We start from the raw sequence: 17360 nt of genomic DNA, 5'->3' as shown, positions 1-17360 counted from the left end.
ACCCCGGCATGCTGAAGGAATTAGGCGGGGATGATGTTCTCCGCCTGGGGGCCCTTCTGACCCTGGGTGACGTCGAAGGACACGCGCTGGCCCTCCTGGAGCTCACGGAAGCCCTGGGTGGCGATGTTCGAGTAGTGGGCGAAGACGTCCGGGCCGCCACCGTCCTGCTCGATGAAGCCGAAGCCCTTTTCCGAGTTGAACCACTTCACGGTGCCAAGTGCCATTTTGAATCTCCTGAATAGGCGGCAAAGGGCCCCATCCGGAGATTCCGGCAAAACAATAAAAGCGCCTGAGGATCATTCCCGTCAGGCGCACATAAAGTTCATGGGTACCACAACTGCAACGAGCTCTAAGCTAGCACACCTCCACGCCTCGGTGTGCCCGCGACCGTGTGACCTGCGTCGTCCGTGTGAAAACTCCCGGCGGGGCCCCGGTTCCGCCGGGGGTGTCGGGGCCCGCCGGGGCCGGGGTCAGAGCCGCTCGATGATGGTCACGTTGGCCTGGCCGCCGCCCTCGCACATGGTCTGGAGGCCGTAGCGGCCTCCGGTGCGCTCCAGCTCGTGCAGGAGCGTGGTCATCAGCTTCACCCCCGTCGCGCCCAGGGGGTGGCCCAGGGCGATCGCGCCGCCGTTGACGTTGACCCGCTCCGGGTCGGCTCCGGTCTCCTTGAGCCAGGCGAGCACCACCGGGGCGAAGGCCTCGTTGATCTCCACCAGGTCGATGTCGGCCAGCGACATGCCGGTCTTCTTCAGCGCGTACGCCGTCGCCGGGATCGGCGCGGACAGCATCCGGATGGGGTCCTCGCCGCGGACCGAGAGGTGGTGGATGCGGGCGCGGGGCCGCAGGCCGTGTTCCCGTACGGCCCGCTCGGAGGCGATCAGCATGGCCGCCGCGCCGTCCGAGACCTGGGAGGAGACCGCGGCGGTGATGGTGCCGCCCTCGACCACCGGCTTGAGGGTCGCCATCTTCTCCAGCGTCGTGTCCCGGCGGGGGCCCTCGTCCACGCTCACGTCCCCGTACGCCACCGTCTCGCGGGCGAACCGCCCCTCGTCGATGGCCCGGATCGCCCGCTGGTGGGAGCGGAGGGCGAACTCCTCCATGTCCTGCCGGGTGATCCCCCACTTCTGTGCGATGAGCTGGGCGCCGTGGAACTGGTTGACCGGGGCGTCGCCGTACCGGGCCCGCCAGCCCGCCGATCCCGCGTACGGGCCCTCGGTGAGGCCCAGGGGCTCCGCCGCCTGCCGCGAGGCGAAGGCGATCGGGATCATCGACATGTTCTGGGTGCCGCCCGCGACCACCAGGTCCTGGGTCCCGGAGAGCACCCCCTGGGCCGCGAAGTGCACGGCCTGCTGCGAGGACCCGCACTGGCGGTCGACGGTGACCCCGGGCACCTCCTCCGGGAGGCCCGCGGCCAGCCAGGCGGTCCGGGCGATGTCGCCGGCCTGCGGACCCACCGTGTCGAGGCAGCCGAACACCACGTCCTCCACGGCGGCCGGGTCCACCCCGGACCGCTCGACCAGCGCCTTCAGGACGTGTGCGCCCAGGTCGGCGGGGTGGACGGCGGACAGTCCGCCCTTGCGGCGCCCCACGGGGGTGCGTACCGCGTCGACTATGTAGGCCTCGGGCATCGGGACTCCTCGGATCGGATCTGTCATGTGGGGCGGAGGGCGATCCCGTCCAGCACCATCGACAGGTACTGGCGGGCGATCTCCTCGGGGCTGTGCTGTCCGCCCGGCCGGTACCAGGACGCCGCCACCCACACCGTGTCGCGCACGAAGCGGTAGGTGAGGCGGATGTCGAGGTCGGCGCGGAAGACCTTGGCGGCGACCCCCCGCTCCAGCGTCCCCAGCCAGGCCTTCTCGAACTTCTGCTGCGAGTCGGACAGGTAGTGGAAGCGGGGCTGAGCGGAGAGGGTGCGGGACTCCTTCTGGTAGATCGCGACGGCGGCGCGGTGCCGGTCGATCTCCCGGAAGGACTCGGTGACGAGGGCCTCGATGGTCTCCCTGGGGCCGAGACCGGCGGCGAGGACGGTGTCGTAGCCCTCCCACAGTTCGGTGAGGAAGGCGGAGAGGATCTCGTCGAGCATCGATTCCTTGGAATCGAAGTGGTAGTAGAGGCTGCCGGCGAGCATGCCGGCGGCGTCGGCGATCTTGCGGACGGTGGTGGCGTTGTAGCCCTGGGCGGCGAAGACCTCGGCGGCGGTGTCGAGGAGTTCGCGGCGCCGCTCGGGCGAGGCCGTCACCTGCGGCTTCTTCTTGGGTGTCGGCTGGTTCGGCTGGTTCGTTGGCACGCGCCCATTCTCGGCCAAGGCATCCGCTAGGCGTGCTGGCTGCTGACCGACACGGTCTCGCCGGTCATGTACGAGGAATAGCCGCTGGCCAGGAAGACGATGACGTTGGCGACCTCCCAGGGTTCGGCGTACCGGCCGAAGGCCTCGCGGGCGGTGAGTTCGGCCAGCAGCTCCGCGCTGGTGACCTTCACCAGGTGCGGGTGCATGGCCAGGCTCGGGGCGACCGCGTTGATCCGTACGCCGAACTCCGCGGCCTCCAGGGCCGCGCAGCGGGTCAGCGCCATCACCCCGGCCTTGGCGGCGGCGTAGTGGGCCTGGCCGGTCTGGGCGCGCCAGCCGACGACGGAGGCGTTGTTGACGACGACCCCGCCCGCGCCGGACGCCTTGAACGAGCGCAGTGCGGCGCGGGTGCAGCGGAAGGTGCCGTTCAGGGTGACGTCGAGGACCTTGCCCCACTGTTCGTCGGTCATGTCGACGAGGGCGGCGGTGCCGCCGAGTCCGGCGTTGTTGACGACGACGTCGAGGCGGCCGTGGGTCTGTTCGGCGAGCGCGAAGAGGGCCGCGACCTGGTCCTCGTCGGTGACGTCGCAGGGCAGGGAGGCGACCCGGTCCGCGCCGAACTCTGCGGCGAGCGCCTCCTCGGTCTCCTTGAGGCGGCGGGCGTGGGCGTCGCCGATGACGATGCGGGCGCCCTCCTCCAGGAAGCGGCGGGCGGTGGCCCCGCCGATCCCGGCCCCGGCGGCCGCGGTGATGACGGCGGTGCGGTCCTTCAGCAGTCCGTGCCCGGGGACATAGTCGGGGGTGCTCACGCCCGTACCTCCTTGGGAAGGCCGAGGATCCGCTCGGCGATGAGGGTGCGCTGGATCTCGTCCGAGCCCGCGTAGATCGTGTCGGCGCGGGAGAAGAGGAAGAGCCGCTGCCAGTCGTCGAGCTCGTACGGGTCCCCGTGCGCGCCGGCGGCGACGAGCGAGGCGGCGGCGCACACGTCCATGGCGAGCTCGCCGAGGTCGCGGTGCCAGCGGGCCCAGTACAGCTTGGCGGTGGAGGGCGCGGTACCGGGGCTCAGGGCGATGGCCCGCATGGTCTCCAGGCCGATCCAGGCCTGGACGAGGCGGTCGCGGATCAGCGGGTCGGCGATCGCGCCGTTGGTGCGGGCGAGTTCGGCGAGGGCTTCGAGCTCGCGGCGGAAGCCGACCTGCTGGCCGAGGGTGGAGACGCCGCGCTCGTAGCCGAGGGTGGCCAGGGCGATGCGCCAGCCGTCGCCCGGTGCGCCGACGATGTGGGCGGCGTCGGTGCGGGCGCCGTCGAAGTAGACCTCGTTGAACTCGGAGGTGCCGGTGAGCTGCACGATCGGCCGGACCTCGACCGCGGCCTGGTCCATGGGGACCAGGAGGTAGGACAGGCCGGCGTGGCGGCGGGAGCCCGGTTCGGTGCGGGCGAGGACGAAGCACCACTGGGCCTGGTGGGCGAGGGAGGTCCAGGTCTTCTGGCCGTCCACCACCCACTCCCCGTCGTGGAGGGCGGCGCGGGTGCGGACGGCTGCCAGGTCGGAGCCGGCGCCGGGCTCGCTGTAGCCCTGGCACCACAGCTCCTCCACGGCCCGGATGGGCGGGAGGAAGCGGCGCCGCTGCTCCTCGGTGCCGTGGGCGATGAGGGTGGGGCCGAGCAGCTGCTCGCCGATGTGGTTGACGCGGGCGGGTGCGTCGGCGAGGGCGTACTCCTCGTGGAAGGCGATCTGCTGCGGGACGCTCGCGCCGCGGCCGCCGTACTCGACGGGCCAGCCGAGGCAGGTCCAGCCGTGGGCGGCCATGTGGCGTTCCCACGCGAGGCGTTCGGCGAAGGCCTCGTGCTCCCGGCCGGGTCCGCCGCGGCCCTTGAGGGCGGCGAACTCGCCGGCGAGGTGGGCCCGGAGCCAACTCCGAACCTCGGTGCGGAACTCCTCGACGCTGCTCATGGCCGTACGTTAACCTACCAAACACTTGTTAGGGAAGGATCCCCGCATGCCCGAAGCCCCGGTGGTGCTGTACGAGCGGCGCGGCCCGGTCGCGTACGTGACCATGAACCGCCCCCGCTACCGCAACGCGCAGAACAGCGCCATGACCTACGCCCTGGACGACGCCTTCTACCGCGCCGCCGACGATCCCGAGGTGCGGGTGGTCGTCCTGGCGGGCGCCGGGGAGCACTTCTCCGCGGGCCACGACATCGGCACCCCGGAGCGCGACGCCCACCTCCCCTTCGAGCGGCGGGCCGGCCTGTGGTGGGACCACTGCGGCCGGGCGGGCGCCGAATCCCGCTTCGCGCGCGAGTCGGAGGTGTACCTGGGGATGTGCCGGCGCTGGCGGGAGCTGCCGAAGCCGGTGATCGCCTCCGTGCACGGGGCCTGCGTGGCGGGCGGGCTGATGCTGGCGTGGGTCTGCGACCTGATCGTGGCGAGCGAGGACGCCTTCTTCGCGGACCCGGTCGTCCGGATGGGCATCCCCGGCGTCGAGTACTTCGCGCACCCGTGGGCGATGCCGCCGCGCATCGCGAAGGAGTTCCTCTACACCGGGGACCGGATGCCCGCCCGGCGCGCGTACGAGGTCGGCATGGTCAACCGGGTCGTGGAACGGGACGCGCTGGCGGAGGCCACCGACCTGCTGGCCCTGCGGATCGCCGAGATGCCCGGCTTCGGACTGGCCCTGACCAAGCGGGCCGTGAACCAGGCCGAGGACCTCCAGGGGCTGCACACCGGCATGGACTCGGTGTTCGGCCTGCACCACCTGGCACACGCCCACAACGCGGAGACGGCCGCGGACTCGCTCGGCGGCATGAACGTGTCCGCGATGAAGAGCGCCGCCATGAAGAGCGCCACGATGAAGAGTGCCGCGCTGAAGAGTGCCGCCCTGAAGGAGGCGAACGGCTGATGGAGCTGGTGCACACGGCGGACACGGAGGCCTTCCGGGCCGAGGCGCGCGCCTGGCTGGCCAGGCACGTACCGGCGCGGCCGCTGCCCTCCCTGGAGACGCGTGAGGGGTTCGCGGCCCACCGGGAGTGGGAGGCGCTGCTGCACGCGGACCGCTGGTCGGTGGTGTCCTGGCCCGAGGAGTACGGGGGCCGGGGCGTGGACCTCGTGAAGTGGCTGGTCTTCGAGGAGGAGTACTGGGCGGCGGGCGCGCCCGGCCGGGTCTCGCAGAACGGCATCAACCTCCTCGCGCCGACCCTCTTCGACCACGCGACGCCGGAGCAGCGGGCCCGGGTGCTGCCGACGATGGCGAGCGGCGAGGTGATCTGGGCGCAGGCCTGGTCGGAGCCGGAGTCGGGCTCCGACCTGGCCTCGCTGAAGTCGCGGGCGGTACGGACGGAGGGCGGCTGGCTGCTGTCCGGGCAGAAGACCTGGTCCTCGCGGGCGGCCTTCGCGGACCGCGCCTTCGGGATCTTCCGCACCGACCCGGACGCCCCGAAACCGCACCAGGGGCTGACGTACCTGATGTTCGACCTGCGGGCGCCCGGGGTGACGGTGCGGCCCATCGGCCGCCTCGACGGCAAGCCGGCCTTCGCGGAGCTCTTCCTGGACGGGGTCTTCGTACCGGACGAGGACGTGATCGGGGAGCCGGGGCAGGGCTGGCGGATCGCCATGTCGACGACCGGCAACGAGCGGGGGCTGACCCTGCGCTCCCCCGGCCGCTTCCTGGCGGCGGCGGACCGGCTGACCGGGCTGTGGCACGCGCAGGGAGACCCCTCCGACACCGCGCTGCGGGACCGGGTGGCGGACGCGGTGGTCGGGGCGCGCGCGTACGAGCTGTTCACCTGGGTCAACGCCGCCCGGTTCGCGGCGGGCGAGACGATCGGCGCCGAGTCCAGTCTGAACAAGGTGTTCTGGTCGGAGTACGACATCGCCCTGCACGAGACGGCGCTGGACCTGCTGGGCGCGGACGCGGAGCTCGCGGAGGGCGAGTGGGCCGAGCCGTGGATCTTCTCCCTGGCCGGGCCGATCTACGCGGGGACGAACGAGATCCAGCGCGACATCATCGCCGAGCGGCTGCTCGGCCTTCCGAAGGGACGCCGCTGATGCGCTTCCTGCCGACCGACGAGCAGGCGGACTTCGCCCGTACGCTGCGCTCCCTGCTGGGGGCGGCGGAGGTCCCGGCGACGGTACGGGCCTGGGCGGACGGCGCGCACGGGCCGGGGCGGGCGCTGTGGTCGCGGGTCGCGGGGACGGGCCTGTTCGCGCTGGCCGCGACGGAGCCGTACGAGGGCCTCGGACTGCTCCCGCTGGAGCTGTCCCTCGGCTTCGTGGAGCTGGGCCGGGCGGGGGTGCCGGGGCCGCTGGTGGAGAGCGCGGCCGTGTCCGTCCTCCTGTCGGAGCTGGGGACCGTCGTCGACGAAGAACTGGCGAAACGGTTCGTCCCGGGGCTGGTCGCGGGCGAGTCCTCGGCCACGCTGACCCTGCCGGGCGGCGGCCCGTACGCCCTGGACGCGGACGCGGCGACGCACTGCTTCACCGTGTCGCCGGCGGGCGAGCTGCGGCTGGCGGGCGGGCGCGGGACGCCGCTGGCGTCGACGGACCCGGCGCGGCGGCTGTTCCGGCCGGCCCCGGACGGCGAACTCCTGGCCGCGGGCCCGGCGGTGGCGGCCGCGGCGGAGACGGCCCTGCGGTGGGCGCGCCTGCTGACGGCGGCCCAGTGCCTGGGCGTGGGCGAGGCGCTGCTGGCCAGGACGGTGGAGTACGTGAAGCAGCGCACGCAGTTCGGCGTCCCGATCGGGTCCTTCCAGGCGGTCAAGCACCGCCTGGCGGACACCCTGCTCGCCCTGGAGTTCGCCCGCCCGCTGGTGTGGGCGGCGGCCCTGTCGCCGGCCGCGCCGGACGTGGCGGCGGCGAAGCTGTCGGCGGGCGAGGCCTGCCACCGGGCCGCGGCGACCGCGCTCCAACTCCACGGCGCGGCCGGCTACACGGAGGAGCTCGACCTGTCCCTGTGGCTGCGCAAGGCCCGCCCGCTCCGGGACGCGTGGGGCACACCGTCGACCTGCCGGGCGGAGATCCTGCGGCGGCGGGAGGGGTAGGGGTCCGGTCGGCTCCGCCGCCGGTTGGCTGCGCCGCCGGTTGGCTGCGCCGCTCGGGCGGGGTGCGGGGCGCCGGCTGTGCCGGAGTCGGGCCGAGGCGGGGCCGGTTGGGCCGGGGCCGGGCGCCGGTTGGCTACGCCGCTCGGGCCGGGCTTCGGGTGGGGGCCGGTTGTGCCGGGGCCGGGCGCGCGCCGGGGCGTCTCCTCGGACGCCGAACGTGACGAGGGGTCGGAGAGCGCAGCCCCGAGGCGTTCGGCGCCCTGCGGGGATCACCCCGACACACACCCGCCCCCGCCCCAACCGGCCCGGCTGCGCCGATCCTTCAGCCCTGCCGCACCGACTCCAGCCTGGCTGCACCATTCAGCTTCGCCGCACCACTTCAGCCCCTCCGGCGTTTGAGGAGCGGGTCCGGGCGGAGCCCGGCGGGGTGCGGGGCGGAGCCCCGAGCTTTGAGCCGCACCATCCAGCCACGCGCACCACCCAACCCGCCCCACCATCCAGCCTCCGCCGCACAAATTCAGCCTCGCCAGCGATTGAGGCGCGGGGTGCGGGGCTGAGCCGCACGATCCAGCTTCGGCCTCGGCGGCGATTGAGGCGCGGCGGCGGCGCGTCAGGTTCGGGCGAGGCTGAGCGTCACGACGTACTGTTCCTCGACCGTGCCGTCCGGGAAGAGCGGGGTCAGCAGCGCCCGTTCCGCCGCGAAGTACTCCCGGGTGCCGGCTTCGCCGAGGACCAGGAAGGCGGAGTGGCTGGCGAGGTTCGCGAGGTGGGCGTCGAGCGTGATGCGGCGCGACCAGCGCAGGGCGCGGGTGGTGAACTCGCCCAGCCCCTGCGGCAGGGTGCGGAAGCCGTTCACGCCCTCCGCGGCCCGGAAGAAGACGCGCAGCCGCTCCTCCTGCTCGGCGATCCACGGCACGTCGGAGTCCGTGTCGTTCCACCAGACGGCGAGCGCCCCGCCCGGACGCAGCACGCGGCGGGCCTCGGGGACGGAGCGGGCCGGGTCGGTCCAGTGCCAGGCCTGGGCGTAGGTGAGCAGGTCGAACGCGCCGCTCGCCAGCGGCAGCCGGTCCCCGTCCCCGCGCACGAGCGGGATCGAGGGGTTCGCCCGCCGGAACTCGGCGGCCATCCCGTCCCCGGGCTCCACGGCGACGACCTCGGCCCCGCGCTCGTGCAGCAGCGCGGTGGCGATCCCGGTCCCCGCCCCCACGTCGGCCACGCGCGCCCCGGCGAGCGGCCGCCCGGCGAGCTCCTCCAGGGCGTCGTACAGGGCCGGCGGGTAGCCCGGCCGGCTCGCGGCGTACAGAGCTGCTGCGGAATCGAAGGAACGGGCGCGTGTCGTCATGCGTCCATTGTTTTCGATCACGCAAACGAGCAACAAGATCGAGGTACCGGAAACATGCGAAGGACGAAGACGGCGATGTCCGCGATGACGCTGTGCGCGGCGGCGGTGCTCCTCACGGGCTGCGGCAGCGACGCCCCGAAGCCGGCCGTCGACGGCGGCAAGCCCGCTGCCGCCTCCCCGGCCCCCGCGTCGTCCGCGCCGCCCGCCAAGTCCGGCGGCGCGACGCACGAGGTGACGCTGGAGGTCGGGGGCACCGGCAAGACGGCGGTCATGTACAGCGGCGTCGGCAGCGGTTTCGAGCAGCAGACCCTACCGTGGTCGAAGTCGGGCACCGCCGAACTCACCGCCGCGGAGCGGAAGGTGGGCTACCTGGTGAACGTCGTCCCGGGCACGATCACGGGCGCCGACGGCAAGCTCCAGCAGGCGCCGTGCACCATCAAGGTCGACGGCAAGCAGGTCGCGGAGAGCGACGGCGTGAAGAACACGAAGGGCTGCTCCTACCTCATCAAGGAGTAGCCGCCGTTCAGGTGCGGGGGCGGCGCAGGCACAGCACGCCGAGGGTGGCGCTCTGGAGCAGGAGCAGCGCCGCGGTCCCGGCCGCCTGCCAGAGCGGGCGGTCGGGGCGCCCGCCCAGGGACCAGGACGGGCCGTCCGGGTCCGTCGTCACGGTCAGGCGGGCCCCGGCCTGCAGGTCCAGGGTCACCGGTCCGGGCAGGTCGCGGCCCTCCTCCGTACGCAGGCGCAGGGACGGGGCGTAGCCGGAGCCGTCCTCCACCATCGTGCGCGAGGCGACGACCGCCGTCTCCTCCCGGCCGTTCTCGTGGAGGGTGTGCCGGTCCCAGGTGATCCCGGCGAGCACCACGATCCCCACGGCGAAGAGGGCGACCGCGGTGCGGGCGACGAACTCCGCGCCGGTGCCGTGCGGGACGGCCGCGCCGAGGACGAAGACGGCCAGCAGGACCGGGACCCAGGACCACTCGGGGCCCCGCAGCAGCCAGACCGCACCGAACTCCGCTGTCAGGAGGAGGCCGTTGCGCAGGATCGCCCCGACCAGCCTCCGTATCAGTTCAGCCATGGACACATCATGCCCCGCGAGACTCCGGTGCACCGTGCCGAGGGGTGGCGGACAGCCAGGCCGACGCTCCCGCGAGGGCGTCCCGCGCGGCGGGCAGCGGGAGGCCCAGGAACCCGTGGAAGACGCCGGGATGGAGCTGGACCGTGCAGTCGACGCCGGCCGCCGCGAGCCGGCGGGCGTAGGCGAGGCACTCGTCGCGCAGCACGTCGCAGTCCGCGAGGACGATCAGCGCGGGCGGGAGGCCGGAGAGGTCGGGGGCGCACAGGGGCGAGACGTGCGGATGCCGCGGGTCCCCTCCGTACTCGTCCCAGTACCAGGCCATGTGGGCGGCGGTGTGGAAGTAGCCCTCCGCGTACGCGTCCACGGAGGCGCTGCCCATCGAGGCGTCGAGCGGCGGATAGAACAGCAGCTGTCCCGCGAGGAGTTCGGGCGCGCGCAGGGCGGTCACCGCGGCGAGGTTGCCGCCGCTGGAGTCCCCCGCCACCACCACCGCGTCCGGGTCGCAGCCGAGTGCGGTCGCCTCCTCGCGGGCCCAGAGCAGGACGGCGAGCGCGTCGTCCACGGCCGCCGGCCAGGGGTGCTCCGGGGCGAGCCGGTAGTCCACGGAGACGACGACCGCGCCCGAGGCCACCGCGAGCGAGCGGCACGTCGCGTCGTGGGTGTCCAGGCCGCACATCACCCAGCCGCCGCCGTGGAGGAAGACGACCAGGGGGCGGTCGCGTGCGCCCGGCGCGGGATCGTAGATCCGGACCGGGACCCCGCCCGCGACCGTGTCGGACACCGAGGCCACGGCCGGGCCCTGGCGGGCGGACACCGCCGCCGCCCGCAGGGCCGCCGTGTCGCCCGGCCCCGGGAAGCCCGCCGTCATCGCGTCGCACAGCAGCCGGGCCGCCGGCGACAGGGGATCGCCCGCGCCGTCGCCGCCCACGGCGCCCTCGCTCTTGCCGTCGTCCCTCTTGCCGCCGCTCATGCCGTCGTCATCCCGCCGTCCACGGTGAACTCCGCGCCCGTCACGTACGAGGACGCGTCCGAGCAGAGGAAGAGGACGAGCTCCCCGACCTCCTCCGGGCGGCCCATCCGCCCCAGCGGCAGGTGCGACCAGTCCCGGCCCGCGACCGCCTCGGCCACCATCGGGGTGTCGATGGCCCCGGGGTGCACCGAGTTGACCCGGATCCGGTCCCCGGCCAGGTCGAGCGCCGCCGACCGGGTCAGTCCGCGCAGCCCGAACTTGGTCGACCCGTAGGCCGCGTGGCCCGGTATCCCGACCAGTCCGGCGGTGGAGGAGATGTTGACGACGGAGCCGCCCCCGCCCGCCCGCAGCACCGGGGCCACGGCCTGGATGCCGAGGAACGGACCCAGCAGGTTGACCCGCAGCAGGGCCTCGAAGTCGTCGAGCCGCTGCTGCTCCACGTGGGCCGTGCGCCACAGGGCCGCGTTGTTGACCAGGGCCGATACGGTGCCGAAGGCACGCACCGCCTCCCTCACCACCGTCGCCCAGCTCGCCGCGTCGGCCACGTCGTGGCGGACGTACAGGCCCTGGTCGCCGAGTTCCGCGGCCACCGCCCGGCCCTCGTCCTCCCGTACGTCCGTGACGACCACCCGCGCCCCCGCCTCCGCGAACAGCCGGGCCCCGGCGGCGCCCTGGCCGCGCCCGGCGCCGGTGACCACGACGACCTTCCCTTCTAGGGAGACACCCACGGCTCAGCCCTCCAGCGCGCGGAAGTGCGGGATGACCTTCTCGCCCCACTGGCGGATGGTCTCCATGCACGCCTCCTGGGGCACCGTGCCCATCTGGATCAGGCACATCACCTCGTCGACGCCGATCTCGCGCAGCTGCTCGACGTACGCGATGGCGGTCTCGGCACTGCCGTACGCGTGGTCCGCGTTGTAGGTGCCCGTGTCCACCGGGCGGGCCGGGATGTTCGCCTCGTGCAGTCGGGCGACGAGTTCCTCGCGGCCCTTGGCCAGCGCGCCGACGTGGTCGTCCTCTTCCGCGTACCCGGTGGGCACGGGGCCGTTGCCGTACCAGTGCGCGATGGACTCGGCGAAGAAGCGCTGGCCGCGGGTGCCGAGCCGCAGGGCCCGCTCGGCGTCGTCGAGGACGATGGTCGGGCAGAGGGCGGACAGGTGGTCGTTGACCTCGGTCGACACCAGGCGCTCCCCGGTGCGGGTGGCGATGGCCTCGTCGTAGACCTTGCGCATGGCCCGTACGTCGTCGGCTCCGGCGAAGCCCATCACCAGGGCGCCGATGCCGAGTTCGGCGGCCAGCTTGAGCGTGTCGTGCTTGGAGCAGGCCATGAAGAGCGGCGGGTGCGGGTCCTGGACCGGGCGGGGCAGGATCGCGCCCGGCCCGATGTCGAGGGAGCCGTGCCATTCGAACTCCGGCTCCCGCCAGGCGGCGGCGAAGATCCGCAGCGCCTCCTCCATCTGCGGGTAGGTGTCCTCGGGCCGGACCCCGTACATGGACATCTCCTGGCGGGTGGCCCCGCGGCCGGCGCCGATGTCGACGCGGCCGCCGGAGAGCACGTCGAGCATGGCCGCGCGCTCGGCGACGCGCACCGGGTGCTGGTAGCCGAAGGGCAGGGTGACGACGCCGTGGCCGATGCGGATCCGCCGGGTGCGGGCGGCCACCCAGGTCAGGAAGATCTCGGAGGCGCTCATGTGCGCGTACCGGGTGAGGGAGTGGTGCTCGACCGCCCAGATGCGGTCGAATCCCATCTCCTCGGCGAAGACGGCCTGTTCGACGCAGTCGTGGATGACCTGGCGTTCGCGCTCCGGGGTCGGGTCGACGAGCTGCGCCTCGAAGATCATCGAGAACTTCACGGGGCCTCCGTAGGTTCGGGGCGATGTATTTCTAATAGGAATACTTCTAGCAGTCATATCTCGCAGGGGGAAGGGCGCCGCGAGGACCGGTCGTAGACTGCGCTGCGTGGCAGACGAGACGAACAAGCGCGCGCTCCCCGCGACCAGCTGGGCGGTGCTCGGGCTGCTCTCCTTCGGAGAGGAGCTCTCCGGCTACGACCTGAAGAAGTGGTCGGACTGGTCGCTGCGGTTCTTCTACTGGAGCCCGTCGTTCAGCCAGATCTACAGCGAGCTCAAGCGCCTGGAGAAGGCCGGCTACGCCTCCTCGCGGATGGTCGCCCAGGACACCGGGACCCGCGACAAGCGGGTGTACCGGATCACCGACGAGGGCATGACGGCCGTACGGGAATGGGCCCGCGAGGCCCCGGTCGACCCGCCCGTCCTCAAGCACGGGCCGATGCTGCGGCTGTGGCTGGGCCATCTGCTGGAGCCGGAGCAGATGCGCGAAGTCCTCGTACAGCACCAGGAGTTCGCGGAGCAGATGCGCCGGCGCGCGGTGGCCGACGCGGAGGGCGCGAAGGACGAGGCGGCGTGGGCGTACCCGACGCTCACCCTCAAGTGGGCGGAGCGGTACTACGCCTCCGAGCGCGACCTCGCGGCAAGGATGCTGGAGGACATCGACGAGCTCGGGGGGCTCGGGAAGCCCGGCAGGCCCGGGGAGCCCGGCAAGCTGCCGTAGGAGCGCCGGAAGTACAGCAGCGGCGGACCGCCGCGGTGCGCGGTCAGGCCGGTGACCCGGCCGAGCACGATGGCGTGGTCACCGCCGTCCAGCACGCCTTCCAGATCGCATTCGACGCTCGCGAGGACCCCGTCGAGCAGGGGCGCGCCGTTGCCGCCCGCACTCCAGGGCACGCCGGCGAACTTGTCCCCGCCCGTGACGGCGAACCGGCGGCACAGCTCCTCCTGGTCGGCGGCCAGGATGTTGACGGCGAAGGCCCCGGCGGCCTCGATCCGCGGCCAGGTGGCCGAGGTCCGGGCGGGGCAGAAGCAGACCAGCGGCGGGTCCAGCGACACCGATGAGAAGGACTGCACGGCCATCCCGGCGGGACGGCCGTCGCCTCCGCCTGCCGTGATGACGGCGACGCCGGTGCAGAAGCTGGACAGGACGGACTTCAGGTCCATGGACGTCATGGAAGCCTCCCGATCTCCTGATTATTTCTACTAGGTATATGCCTAACCGAAACACGTGTGATTGGATACCGCCCACGCTCGCTCGTCAAGTAGCAAGGAGGGAGGGCCCGAATGCCACCGATGCAACCGATGCCCCTACCGCCCGCCACGCTCGCCCGGCTCCCGGAGTACGCGGCCGCCGTCTACGGGGAGCGCGAGGCGCTCGCCGACGGAGAGGTCCGCTGGACCTTCGCGCAGCTCGCCGCCGAGATCGCCGCCGCCGCCCGCGCGGCCATCGCGCACGGCGTCCGGCCCGGGGACCGGGTGGCGATCTGGGCGCCCAACAGCCGCCGGTGGATCACCGCCGCCCTGGGCGCGGTCGGCGCCGGAGCGGTCCTCGTACCCGTCAACACCCGCTACAAGCCCGCCGAGACGGCCGCCATCATCCGGCGCAGCGGCGCCCGCGTCCTCTTCACCGAGCGCGGCTTCCTCGGCACCGACTACGTCGAGGCCCTGCACTCCTCGGGCGAGGACCTCGGGGCGCTCTCCTCCACCGTCGTCCTGCGCGGCGGGACGGGCCCCGAGTCCTGGGAGGCGTACCTGGCCGCCGGCGCCTCCGTCACCGAGGCCGAACGCCTCGCCCGCGCCGACCTGATCCGCCCGGAGGACCTGAGCGACATCCTCTACACCTCCGGCACCACCGGCCGCTCCAAAGGGGTGACGACCACCCACGGCCAGACCATCCGGCTCTACACCTCCTGGTCGCAGCTGGTCACCCTGCGCCCCGGGGACCGGTACCTGCTGGTCAACCCCTTCTTCCACACCTTCGGCTACAAGGCCGGCGTCCTGGCCTGCCTGCTGCGCGGGGCGACCATGCTCCCGGAGGCCGTCTACGACACCGACCGCATCCTGGTCCGCATGGCCGCCGAGCGCGTGTCCTGCCTGATGGGCCCGCCGACCGTCTTCCACGGCCTGATCCGGCACCCCGCGCGCGCCTCCTTCGACCTGTCCGCGCTGCGGCTGGCCGGCACCGGCGCGGCCTCCGTGCCCGCCGCCCTCGTCGAGGAGATCCGGAGCGTGCTGGGCGCCCCCGACGTGTTCACCGCGTACGGACTGACGGAGTCCGGCGGCGTGGTCACCGTCTGCCCCACCGACGCCGACGCCTGGACCGTCGCCCACACCGTCGGCCTGCCGCTGCCGGACACCGAGGTGCGGATCGTGTCCCCGCTGGGCGAGGTGCTGCCCGCCGGGGAGCCCGGTGAGGTGCAGGTGCGCGGCTACCACGTCACCCCCGGATACCTGGACGACCCGGCGTCCACCGCCGAGGCCGTGCTGCCCGACGGCTGGCTGCGCACCGGGGACGTCGGCGTCCTGGACGGGCGCGGCTACCTCTCGATCACCGACCGGCTGAAGGACATGTACGTGGTCGGCGGCTTCAACGCCTATCCGGCCGAGGTGGAGAACGTGCTGCTGACCCACCCCGCCGTCACCGACGCGGCCGTGGTCGGGGCCCCGGACGAACGGCTCGGCGAGGTCGGCGTGGCCTACGTGGTCACCTCCGCCCCCGTCACGGCCGCGGAGCTGACCGCCTGGACCCGGGAGCGGCTGGCCAACTTCAAGGTGCCGCGGCGGTTCACCCGGCTGCCGGAGCTCCCGCGCAACGCGGGCGGCAAGCTGCTGAAGGCCGAGCTGCGCCGCGCGGCGCGGGAGGAGCGCGCATGAGCGGGCCGGCGCGGACCGCCGAACAGCGGGAACTGCGGGAACTACGCGACGCGGTACGGGCAGTGCTCGACCGCCACCCCGGCCACGCGGCCTGGGCCCCGCTGACGGCGCAGGTGGGCGCGGCCGCACTGGCCGTGCCGCAGGAGTACGGCGGGCTGGGCTGCGGGGCCGCCGAGGTGGGGGTGGTCATGGCGGAGCTGGGCCGTGCGCTGAGCCCCGTACCGTATCTGGGCTCGGCGGTGCTGACCGTCCAGGCGCTGCTCGCGGCCGGTGACCGGCAGGCGTGCGCCCGGCACCTGCCCGGGCTGGCCGAGGGCGCGGTGGTGGGCGCGCTGGCCTGGGCCGAGGCCCCTGCGCAGACCCCTGCGGGGAGCACGGGCGGACTCGTCGGGCCGGGCTCCGGGCGCGGGGGGTGGGAGGCCGCCGATACGGCCACGCGGGCGGTGCAGGACGGCGGGGGATGGCTGCTCACGGGTGGCAAGCGGTACGTGCTGGCGGGCCCGGCCGAGCCGGCCCTCGTCCTGGCCTTCGCCGTCATCGCCGCCGACCCCGCGCCCGGCGAAGCGCCCGGCCAGGGCACCGGCACGGGCCGGCTCGGCCTGTTCGAACTCACCGCCCCGCCCGCGGCCTTCACCGTACGGTCCACCCTGGACCGCACCCGCCCGCTCGCGGAGCTGACCCTGGACCGGACCCCGGCCCGGCTGCTCTCGCCCGACGGCGCCGCGGTCCTGGCCCGGGTCCGCGACCTGGCCTGCACCGCGCTGGCCGCCGAGCAGGTGGGGGCCGCCGCGCGGGCGCTGGAGGTGACGGTCCGGTACGCGAAGGACCGGATCCAGTTCGGCCGGCCCATCGGCTCCTTCCAGGCGGTGAAGCACCGGCTCGCCGACATGCACACGGCGGTGGAGACGGCCGGGGCGCTGGCCGCCGCTGCGGCCGACGCCGACGCCCCGCCGCGGCTCGCGGCCGCCGCCAAGTCGGCCTGCTCGCAGGCGTACGCGTACGTCGCCGGGGAGATGATCCAGCTGCACGGTGGCATCGGCATCACCTGGGAGCACCCGGCGCACGAGTTCTTCAAGCGGGCCCACGGCTCCGCCCTCCTCTTCGGGTCACCGACCGCGCACCGGGCCCGGCTTGCGGAAGACCTGGGTTTCGGCGGGGCGCTCTGACGTACCCTCGCCCCATGACGGGCAGTGCGATCAACCTCCGCAAGGTCGAGGAGACGGCTCCGGCCCTCGTGAGCCTCTACAAGAGCGCCGGGGTCTCCCTGCGCAAGTACGGCCTGGAGGGCGGGCGCGCCGCGGTCTACCTGGTGCTGGACTACTCCGGGTCGATGCGCCCGTACTACGCGGACGGCAGCGTGCAGGCCCTCGCCGACCGGGTGCTGGGACTCTCCGCGCACCTGGACGACGACGGCCGCGTACCGGTGGTCTTCTTCTCCACGGAGGTCGACGCGGTGGAGGAGATCTCCCTGGCCGGGCACGAGGGGAGGGTCACCGAGATCGCCTCCCGTCTCGGCCACATGGGCAAGACGGCCTACGACGCGGCGATGGAAGCGGTGATCGACCACTACCTGGACTCGGGGGCGCCGGATCCGGCCTTGGTCGTCTTCCAGACGGACGGCGGTCCGCTCAGCAAGCTCGCGGCGGAGAGATACCTGTGCAAGGCGGCCCGGCTGCCGCTGTTCTGGCAGTTCGTCGGCTTCGGCAATACGCGCAGCACCCAGTTCGACTTCCTGCGCCGGCTGGACGAACTGCCCGTCCCGTCGCGGCGCGTGGTGGACAACGCCGGCTACTTCCACGCGGGCCTGGATCCGCGCACCGTCCCGGACGCGGAACTGTACGACCGCCTGGTCGGGGAGTTCCCGGCCTGGCTGACGGCGGCGCGCGGCGCGGGCATCGTGCGCGCCTGACCCGGGACCG

The 17360-nt window shown here is 73.4% G+C and carries 19 protein-coding genes; 8 read left to right on the top strand and 11 right to left on the bottom strand.

Translation table 11 applies throughout. The annotated features are described in order from the left end of the window. Nucleotides 1-20: 20 nt before the first annotated feature. From ACFYZ4_RS08040 to ACFYZ4_RS08020, 5 genes are all read right to left on the bottom strand, one after another. Nucleotides 21-224 carry a cold-shock protein gene (locus ACFYZ4_RS08040; protein WP_030010141.1) on the bottom strand — a complete coding sequence of 68 codons (204 nt, stop codon included), beginning with the start codon at nt 222-224 and terminating at the stop codon, nt 21-23. 246 nt (nt 225-470) lie between these two features. After that, nucleotides 471-1628, bottom strand: coding sequence for an acetyl-CoA C-acetyltransferase (locus ACFYZ4_RS08035; protein ID WP_362853920.1), 1158 nt, complete (start codon nt 1626-1628; stop codon nt 471-473). A 23-nt stretch (nt 1629-1651) separates the two neighbouring features. Beyond that, on the bottom strand, nt 1652-2290 hold the full coding sequence (locus ACFYZ4_RS08030; protein WP_351289559.1) for a TetR/AcrR family transcriptional regulator: 639 nt from the start codon (nt 2288-2290) through the stop codon (nt 1652-1654). Nucleotides 2291-2316: 26 nt separating this feature from the next. Further along, a complete protein-coding gene (locus ACFYZ4_RS08025; protein WP_384341926.1) occupies nt 2317-3099 on the bottom strand; it encodes an SDR family oxidoreductase in 783 nt (260 codons plus the stop codon). Beyond that, nucleotides 3096-4244: an acyl-CoA dehydrogenase family protein gene (locus tag ACFYZ4_RS08020; RefSeq protein ID WP_390783353.1), complete on the bottom strand. Its 1149-nt coding sequence runs from the start codon at nt 4242-4244 to the stop codon at nt 3096-3098. Before ACFYZ4_RS08020 ends, ACFYZ4_RS08025 begins: the two co-directional genes overlap by 4 nt. A 46-nt stretch (nt 4245-4290) precedes the next feature. Here ACFYZ4_RS08020 and ACFYZ4_RS08015 point away from each other — a divergent pair, with 46 nt between their 5' ends. The 3 genes from ACFYZ4_RS08015 to ACFYZ4_RS08005 are packed head-to-tail and all read left to right on the top strand — an operon-like array spanning nt 4291 to nt 7330. Then, nucleotides 4291-5193, top strand: a complete 903-nt coding sequence (locus ACFYZ4_RS08015; protein WP_390783352.1) for an enoyl-CoA hydratase — start codon at nt 4291-4293, stop codon at nt 5191-5193. Further along, the gene (locus ACFYZ4_RS08010) at nt 5193-6338 is read left to right on the top strand and encodes an acyl-CoA dehydrogenase family protein (protein ID WP_390783351.1); all 1146 of its coding nucleotides are present in this window, start codon (nt 5193-5195) and stop codon (nt 6336-6338) included. The genes ACFYZ4_RS08015 and ACFYZ4_RS08010 overlap by 1 nt, the downstream gene beginning before the upstream one ends. Beyond that, on the top strand, nt 6338-7330 hold the full coding sequence (locus ACFYZ4_RS08005) for an acyl-CoA dehydrogenase family protein (RefSeq protein WP_390783350.1): 993 nt from the start codon (nt 6338-6340) through the stop codon (nt 7328-7330). Before ACFYZ4_RS08010 ends, ACFYZ4_RS08005 begins: the two co-directional genes overlap by 1 nt. A 610-nt stretch (nt 7331-7940) precedes the next feature. Here the strand turns inward: ACFYZ4_RS08005 and ACFYZ4_RS08000 are convergent. Then, nucleotides 7941-8672 carry a class I SAM-dependent methyltransferase gene (locus ACFYZ4_RS08000; protein WP_390783349.1) on the bottom strand — a complete coding sequence of 244 codons (732 nt, stop codon included), beginning with the start codon at nt 8670-8672 and terminating at the stop codon, nt 7941-7943. A 54-nt stretch (nt 8673-8726) separates the two neighbouring features. Here ACFYZ4_RS08000 and ACFYZ4_RS07995 point away from each other — a divergent pair, with 54 nt between their 5' ends. Then, the gene (locus ACFYZ4_RS07995) at nt 8727-9188 is read left to right on the top strand and encodes a hypothetical protein (protein ID WP_351291988.1); all 462 of its coding nucleotides are present in this window, start codon (nt 8727-8729) and stop codon (nt 9186-9188) included. Nucleotides 9189-9195: 7 nt separating this feature from the next. On the opposite strand, the gene ACFYZ4_RS07990 is transcribed toward ACFYZ4_RS07995, so the two are convergent. The 4 genes from ACFYZ4_RS07990 to ACFYZ4_RS07975 are packed head-to-tail and all read right to left on the bottom strand — an operon-like array spanning nt 9196 to nt 12570. Further along, a complete protein-coding gene (locus tag ACFYZ4_RS07990; RefSeq protein ID WP_390783348.1) occupies nt 9196-9747 on the bottom strand; it encodes a hypothetical protein in 552 nt (183 codons plus the stop codon). 7 nt (nt 9748-9754) lie between these two features. Beyond that, a complete protein-coding gene (locus ACFYZ4_RS07985) occupies nt 9755-10717 on the bottom strand; it encodes an alpha/beta hydrolase (RefSeq protein ID WP_390783347.1) in 963 nt (320 codons plus the stop codon). Continuing rightward, nucleotides 10714-11445, bottom strand: coding sequence for a glucose 1-dehydrogenase (locus ACFYZ4_RS07980; protein WP_351291994.1), 732 nt, complete (start codon nt 11443-11445; stop codon nt 10714-10716). The genes ACFYZ4_RS07985 and ACFYZ4_RS07980 overlap by 4 nt, the downstream gene beginning before the upstream one ends. Nucleotides 11446-11448: 3 nt before the next feature. Next, complete coding sequence (locus ACFYZ4_RS07975) at nt 11449-12570, bottom strand: LLM class flavin-dependent oxidoreductase (protein WP_351291996.1); 1122 nt, start codon at nt 12568-12570, stop codon at nt 11449-11451. 106 nt (nt 12571-12676) lie between these two features. On the opposite strand from ACFYZ4_RS07975, the gene ACFYZ4_RS07970 reads away from it, so the two are divergent. After that, nucleotides 12677-13288, top strand: coding sequence for a helix-turn-helix transcriptional regulator (locus ACFYZ4_RS07970; RefSeq protein ID WP_390783346.1), 612 nt, complete (start codon nt 12677-12679; stop codon nt 13286-13288). On the opposite strand, the gene ACFYZ4_RS07965 is transcribed toward ACFYZ4_RS07970, so the two are convergent. Beyond that, entirely contained in the window at nt 13183-13740 is a 558-nt protein-coding gene (locus ACFYZ4_RS07965) for a flavin reductase family protein (protein WP_390783345.1), read from the bottom strand. The two genes, ACFYZ4_RS07970 and ACFYZ4_RS07965, sit on opposite strands and share 106 nt — an antisense overlap. A gap of 111 nt (nt 13741-13851) precedes the next feature. Here ACFYZ4_RS07965 and ACFYZ4_RS07960 point away from each other — a divergent pair, with 111 nt between their 5' ends. Genes ACFYZ4_RS07960 through ACFYZ4_RS07950 form a run of 3 tightly spaced genes read left to right on the top strand, consistent with a single transcriptional unit; the run spans nt 13852 to nt 17350 of the window. Further along, nucleotides 13852-15441, top strand: coding sequence for a FadD3 family acyl-CoA ligase (locus ACFYZ4_RS07960; RefSeq protein ID WP_390783344.1), 1590 nt, complete (start codon nt 13852-13854; stop codon nt 15439-15441). Beyond that, the gene (locus ACFYZ4_RS07955) at nt 15438-16607 is read left to right on the top strand and encodes an acyl-CoA dehydrogenase family protein (RefSeq protein ID WP_390783343.1); all 1170 of its coding nucleotides are present in this window, start codon (nt 15438-15440) and stop codon (nt 16605-16607) included. The genes ACFYZ4_RS07960 and ACFYZ4_RS07955 overlap by 4 nt, the downstream gene beginning before the upstream one ends. Before the next feature lie 14 nt (nt 16608-16621). Further along, on the top strand, nt 16622-17350 hold the full coding sequence (locus ACFYZ4_RS07950) for a vWA domain-containing protein (RefSeq protein WP_390783342.1): 729 nt from the start codon (nt 16622-16624) through the stop codon (nt 17348-17350). Nucleotides 17351-17360: the final 10 nt, after the last annotated feature.

This window comes from Streptomyces sp. NPDC001513 (assembly GCF_042894695.1).
Classification (GTDB): domain Bacteria; phylum Actinomycetota; class Actinomycetes; order Streptomycetales; family Streptomycetaceae; genus Streptomyces.
This window is presented reverse-complemented; position numbering and strand designations above follow the sequence as displayed.

What these genes read in the sequence shown, in the direction of transcription:
- ACFYZ4_RS08040 (WP_030010141.1), bottom strand. Translation starts at nt 224, where the DNA reads ATGGCACTTGGCACCGTGAAGTGGTTCAACTCGGAAAAGGGCTTCGGC.
- ACFYZ4_RS08035 (WP_362853920.1), bottom strand. Translation starts at nt 1,628, where the DNA reads ATGCCCGAGGCCTACATAGTCGACGCGGTACGCACCCCCGTGGGGCGC.
- ACFYZ4_RS08020 (WP_390783353.1), bottom strand. Translation starts at nt 4,244, where the DNA reads ATGAGCAGCGTCGAGGAGTTCCGCACCGAGGTTCGGAGTTGGCTCCGG.
- ACFYZ4_RS08015 (WP_390783352.1), top strand. Translation starts at nt 4,291, where the DNA reads ATGCCCGAAGCCCCGGTGGTGCTGTACGAGCGGCGCGGCCCGGTCGCG.
- ACFYZ4_RS08010 (WP_390783351.1), top strand. Translation starts at nt 5,193, where the DNA reads ATGGAGCTGGTGCACACGGCGGACACGGAGGCCTTCCGGGCCGAGGCG.
- ACFYZ4_RS08005 (WP_390783350.1), top strand. Translation starts at nt 6,338, where the DNA reads ATGCGCTTCCTGCCGACCGACGAGCAGGCGGACTTCGCCCGTACGCTG.
- ACFYZ4_RS08000 (WP_390783349.1), bottom strand. Translation starts at nt 8,672, where the DNA reads ATGACGACACGCGCCCGTTCCTTCGATTCCGCAGCAGCTCTGTACGCC.
- ACFYZ4_RS07995 (WP_351291988.1), top strand. Translation starts at nt 8,727, where the DNA reads ATGCGAAGGACGAAGACGGCGATGTCCGCGATGACGCTGTGCGCGGCG.
- ACFYZ4_RS07990 (WP_390783348.1), bottom strand. Translation starts at nt 9,747, where the DNA reads ATGGCTGAACTGATACGGAGGCTGGTCGGGGCGATCCTGCGCAACGGC.
- ACFYZ4_RS07985 (WP_390783347.1), bottom strand. Translation starts at nt 10,717, where the DNA reads ATGAGCGGCGGCAAGAGGGACGACGGCAAGAGCGAGGGCGCCGTGGGC.
- ACFYZ4_RS07965 (WP_390783345.1), bottom strand. Translation starts at nt 13,740, where the DNA reads ATGACGTCCATGGACCTGAAGTCCGTCCTGTCCAGCTTCTGCACCGGC.
- ACFYZ4_RS07960 (WP_390783344.1), top strand. Translation starts at nt 13,852, where the DNA reads ATGCCACCGATGCAACCGATGCCCCTACCGCCCGCCACGCTCGCCCGG.
- ACFYZ4_RS07955 (WP_390783343.1), top strand. Translation starts at nt 15,438, where the DNA reads ATGAGCGGGCCGGCGCGGACCGCCGAACAGCGGGAACTGCGGGAACTA.
- ACFYZ4_RS07950 (WP_390783342.1), top strand. Translation starts at nt 16,622, where the DNA reads ATGACGGGCAGTGCGATCAACCTCCGCAAGGTCGAGGAGACGGCTCCG.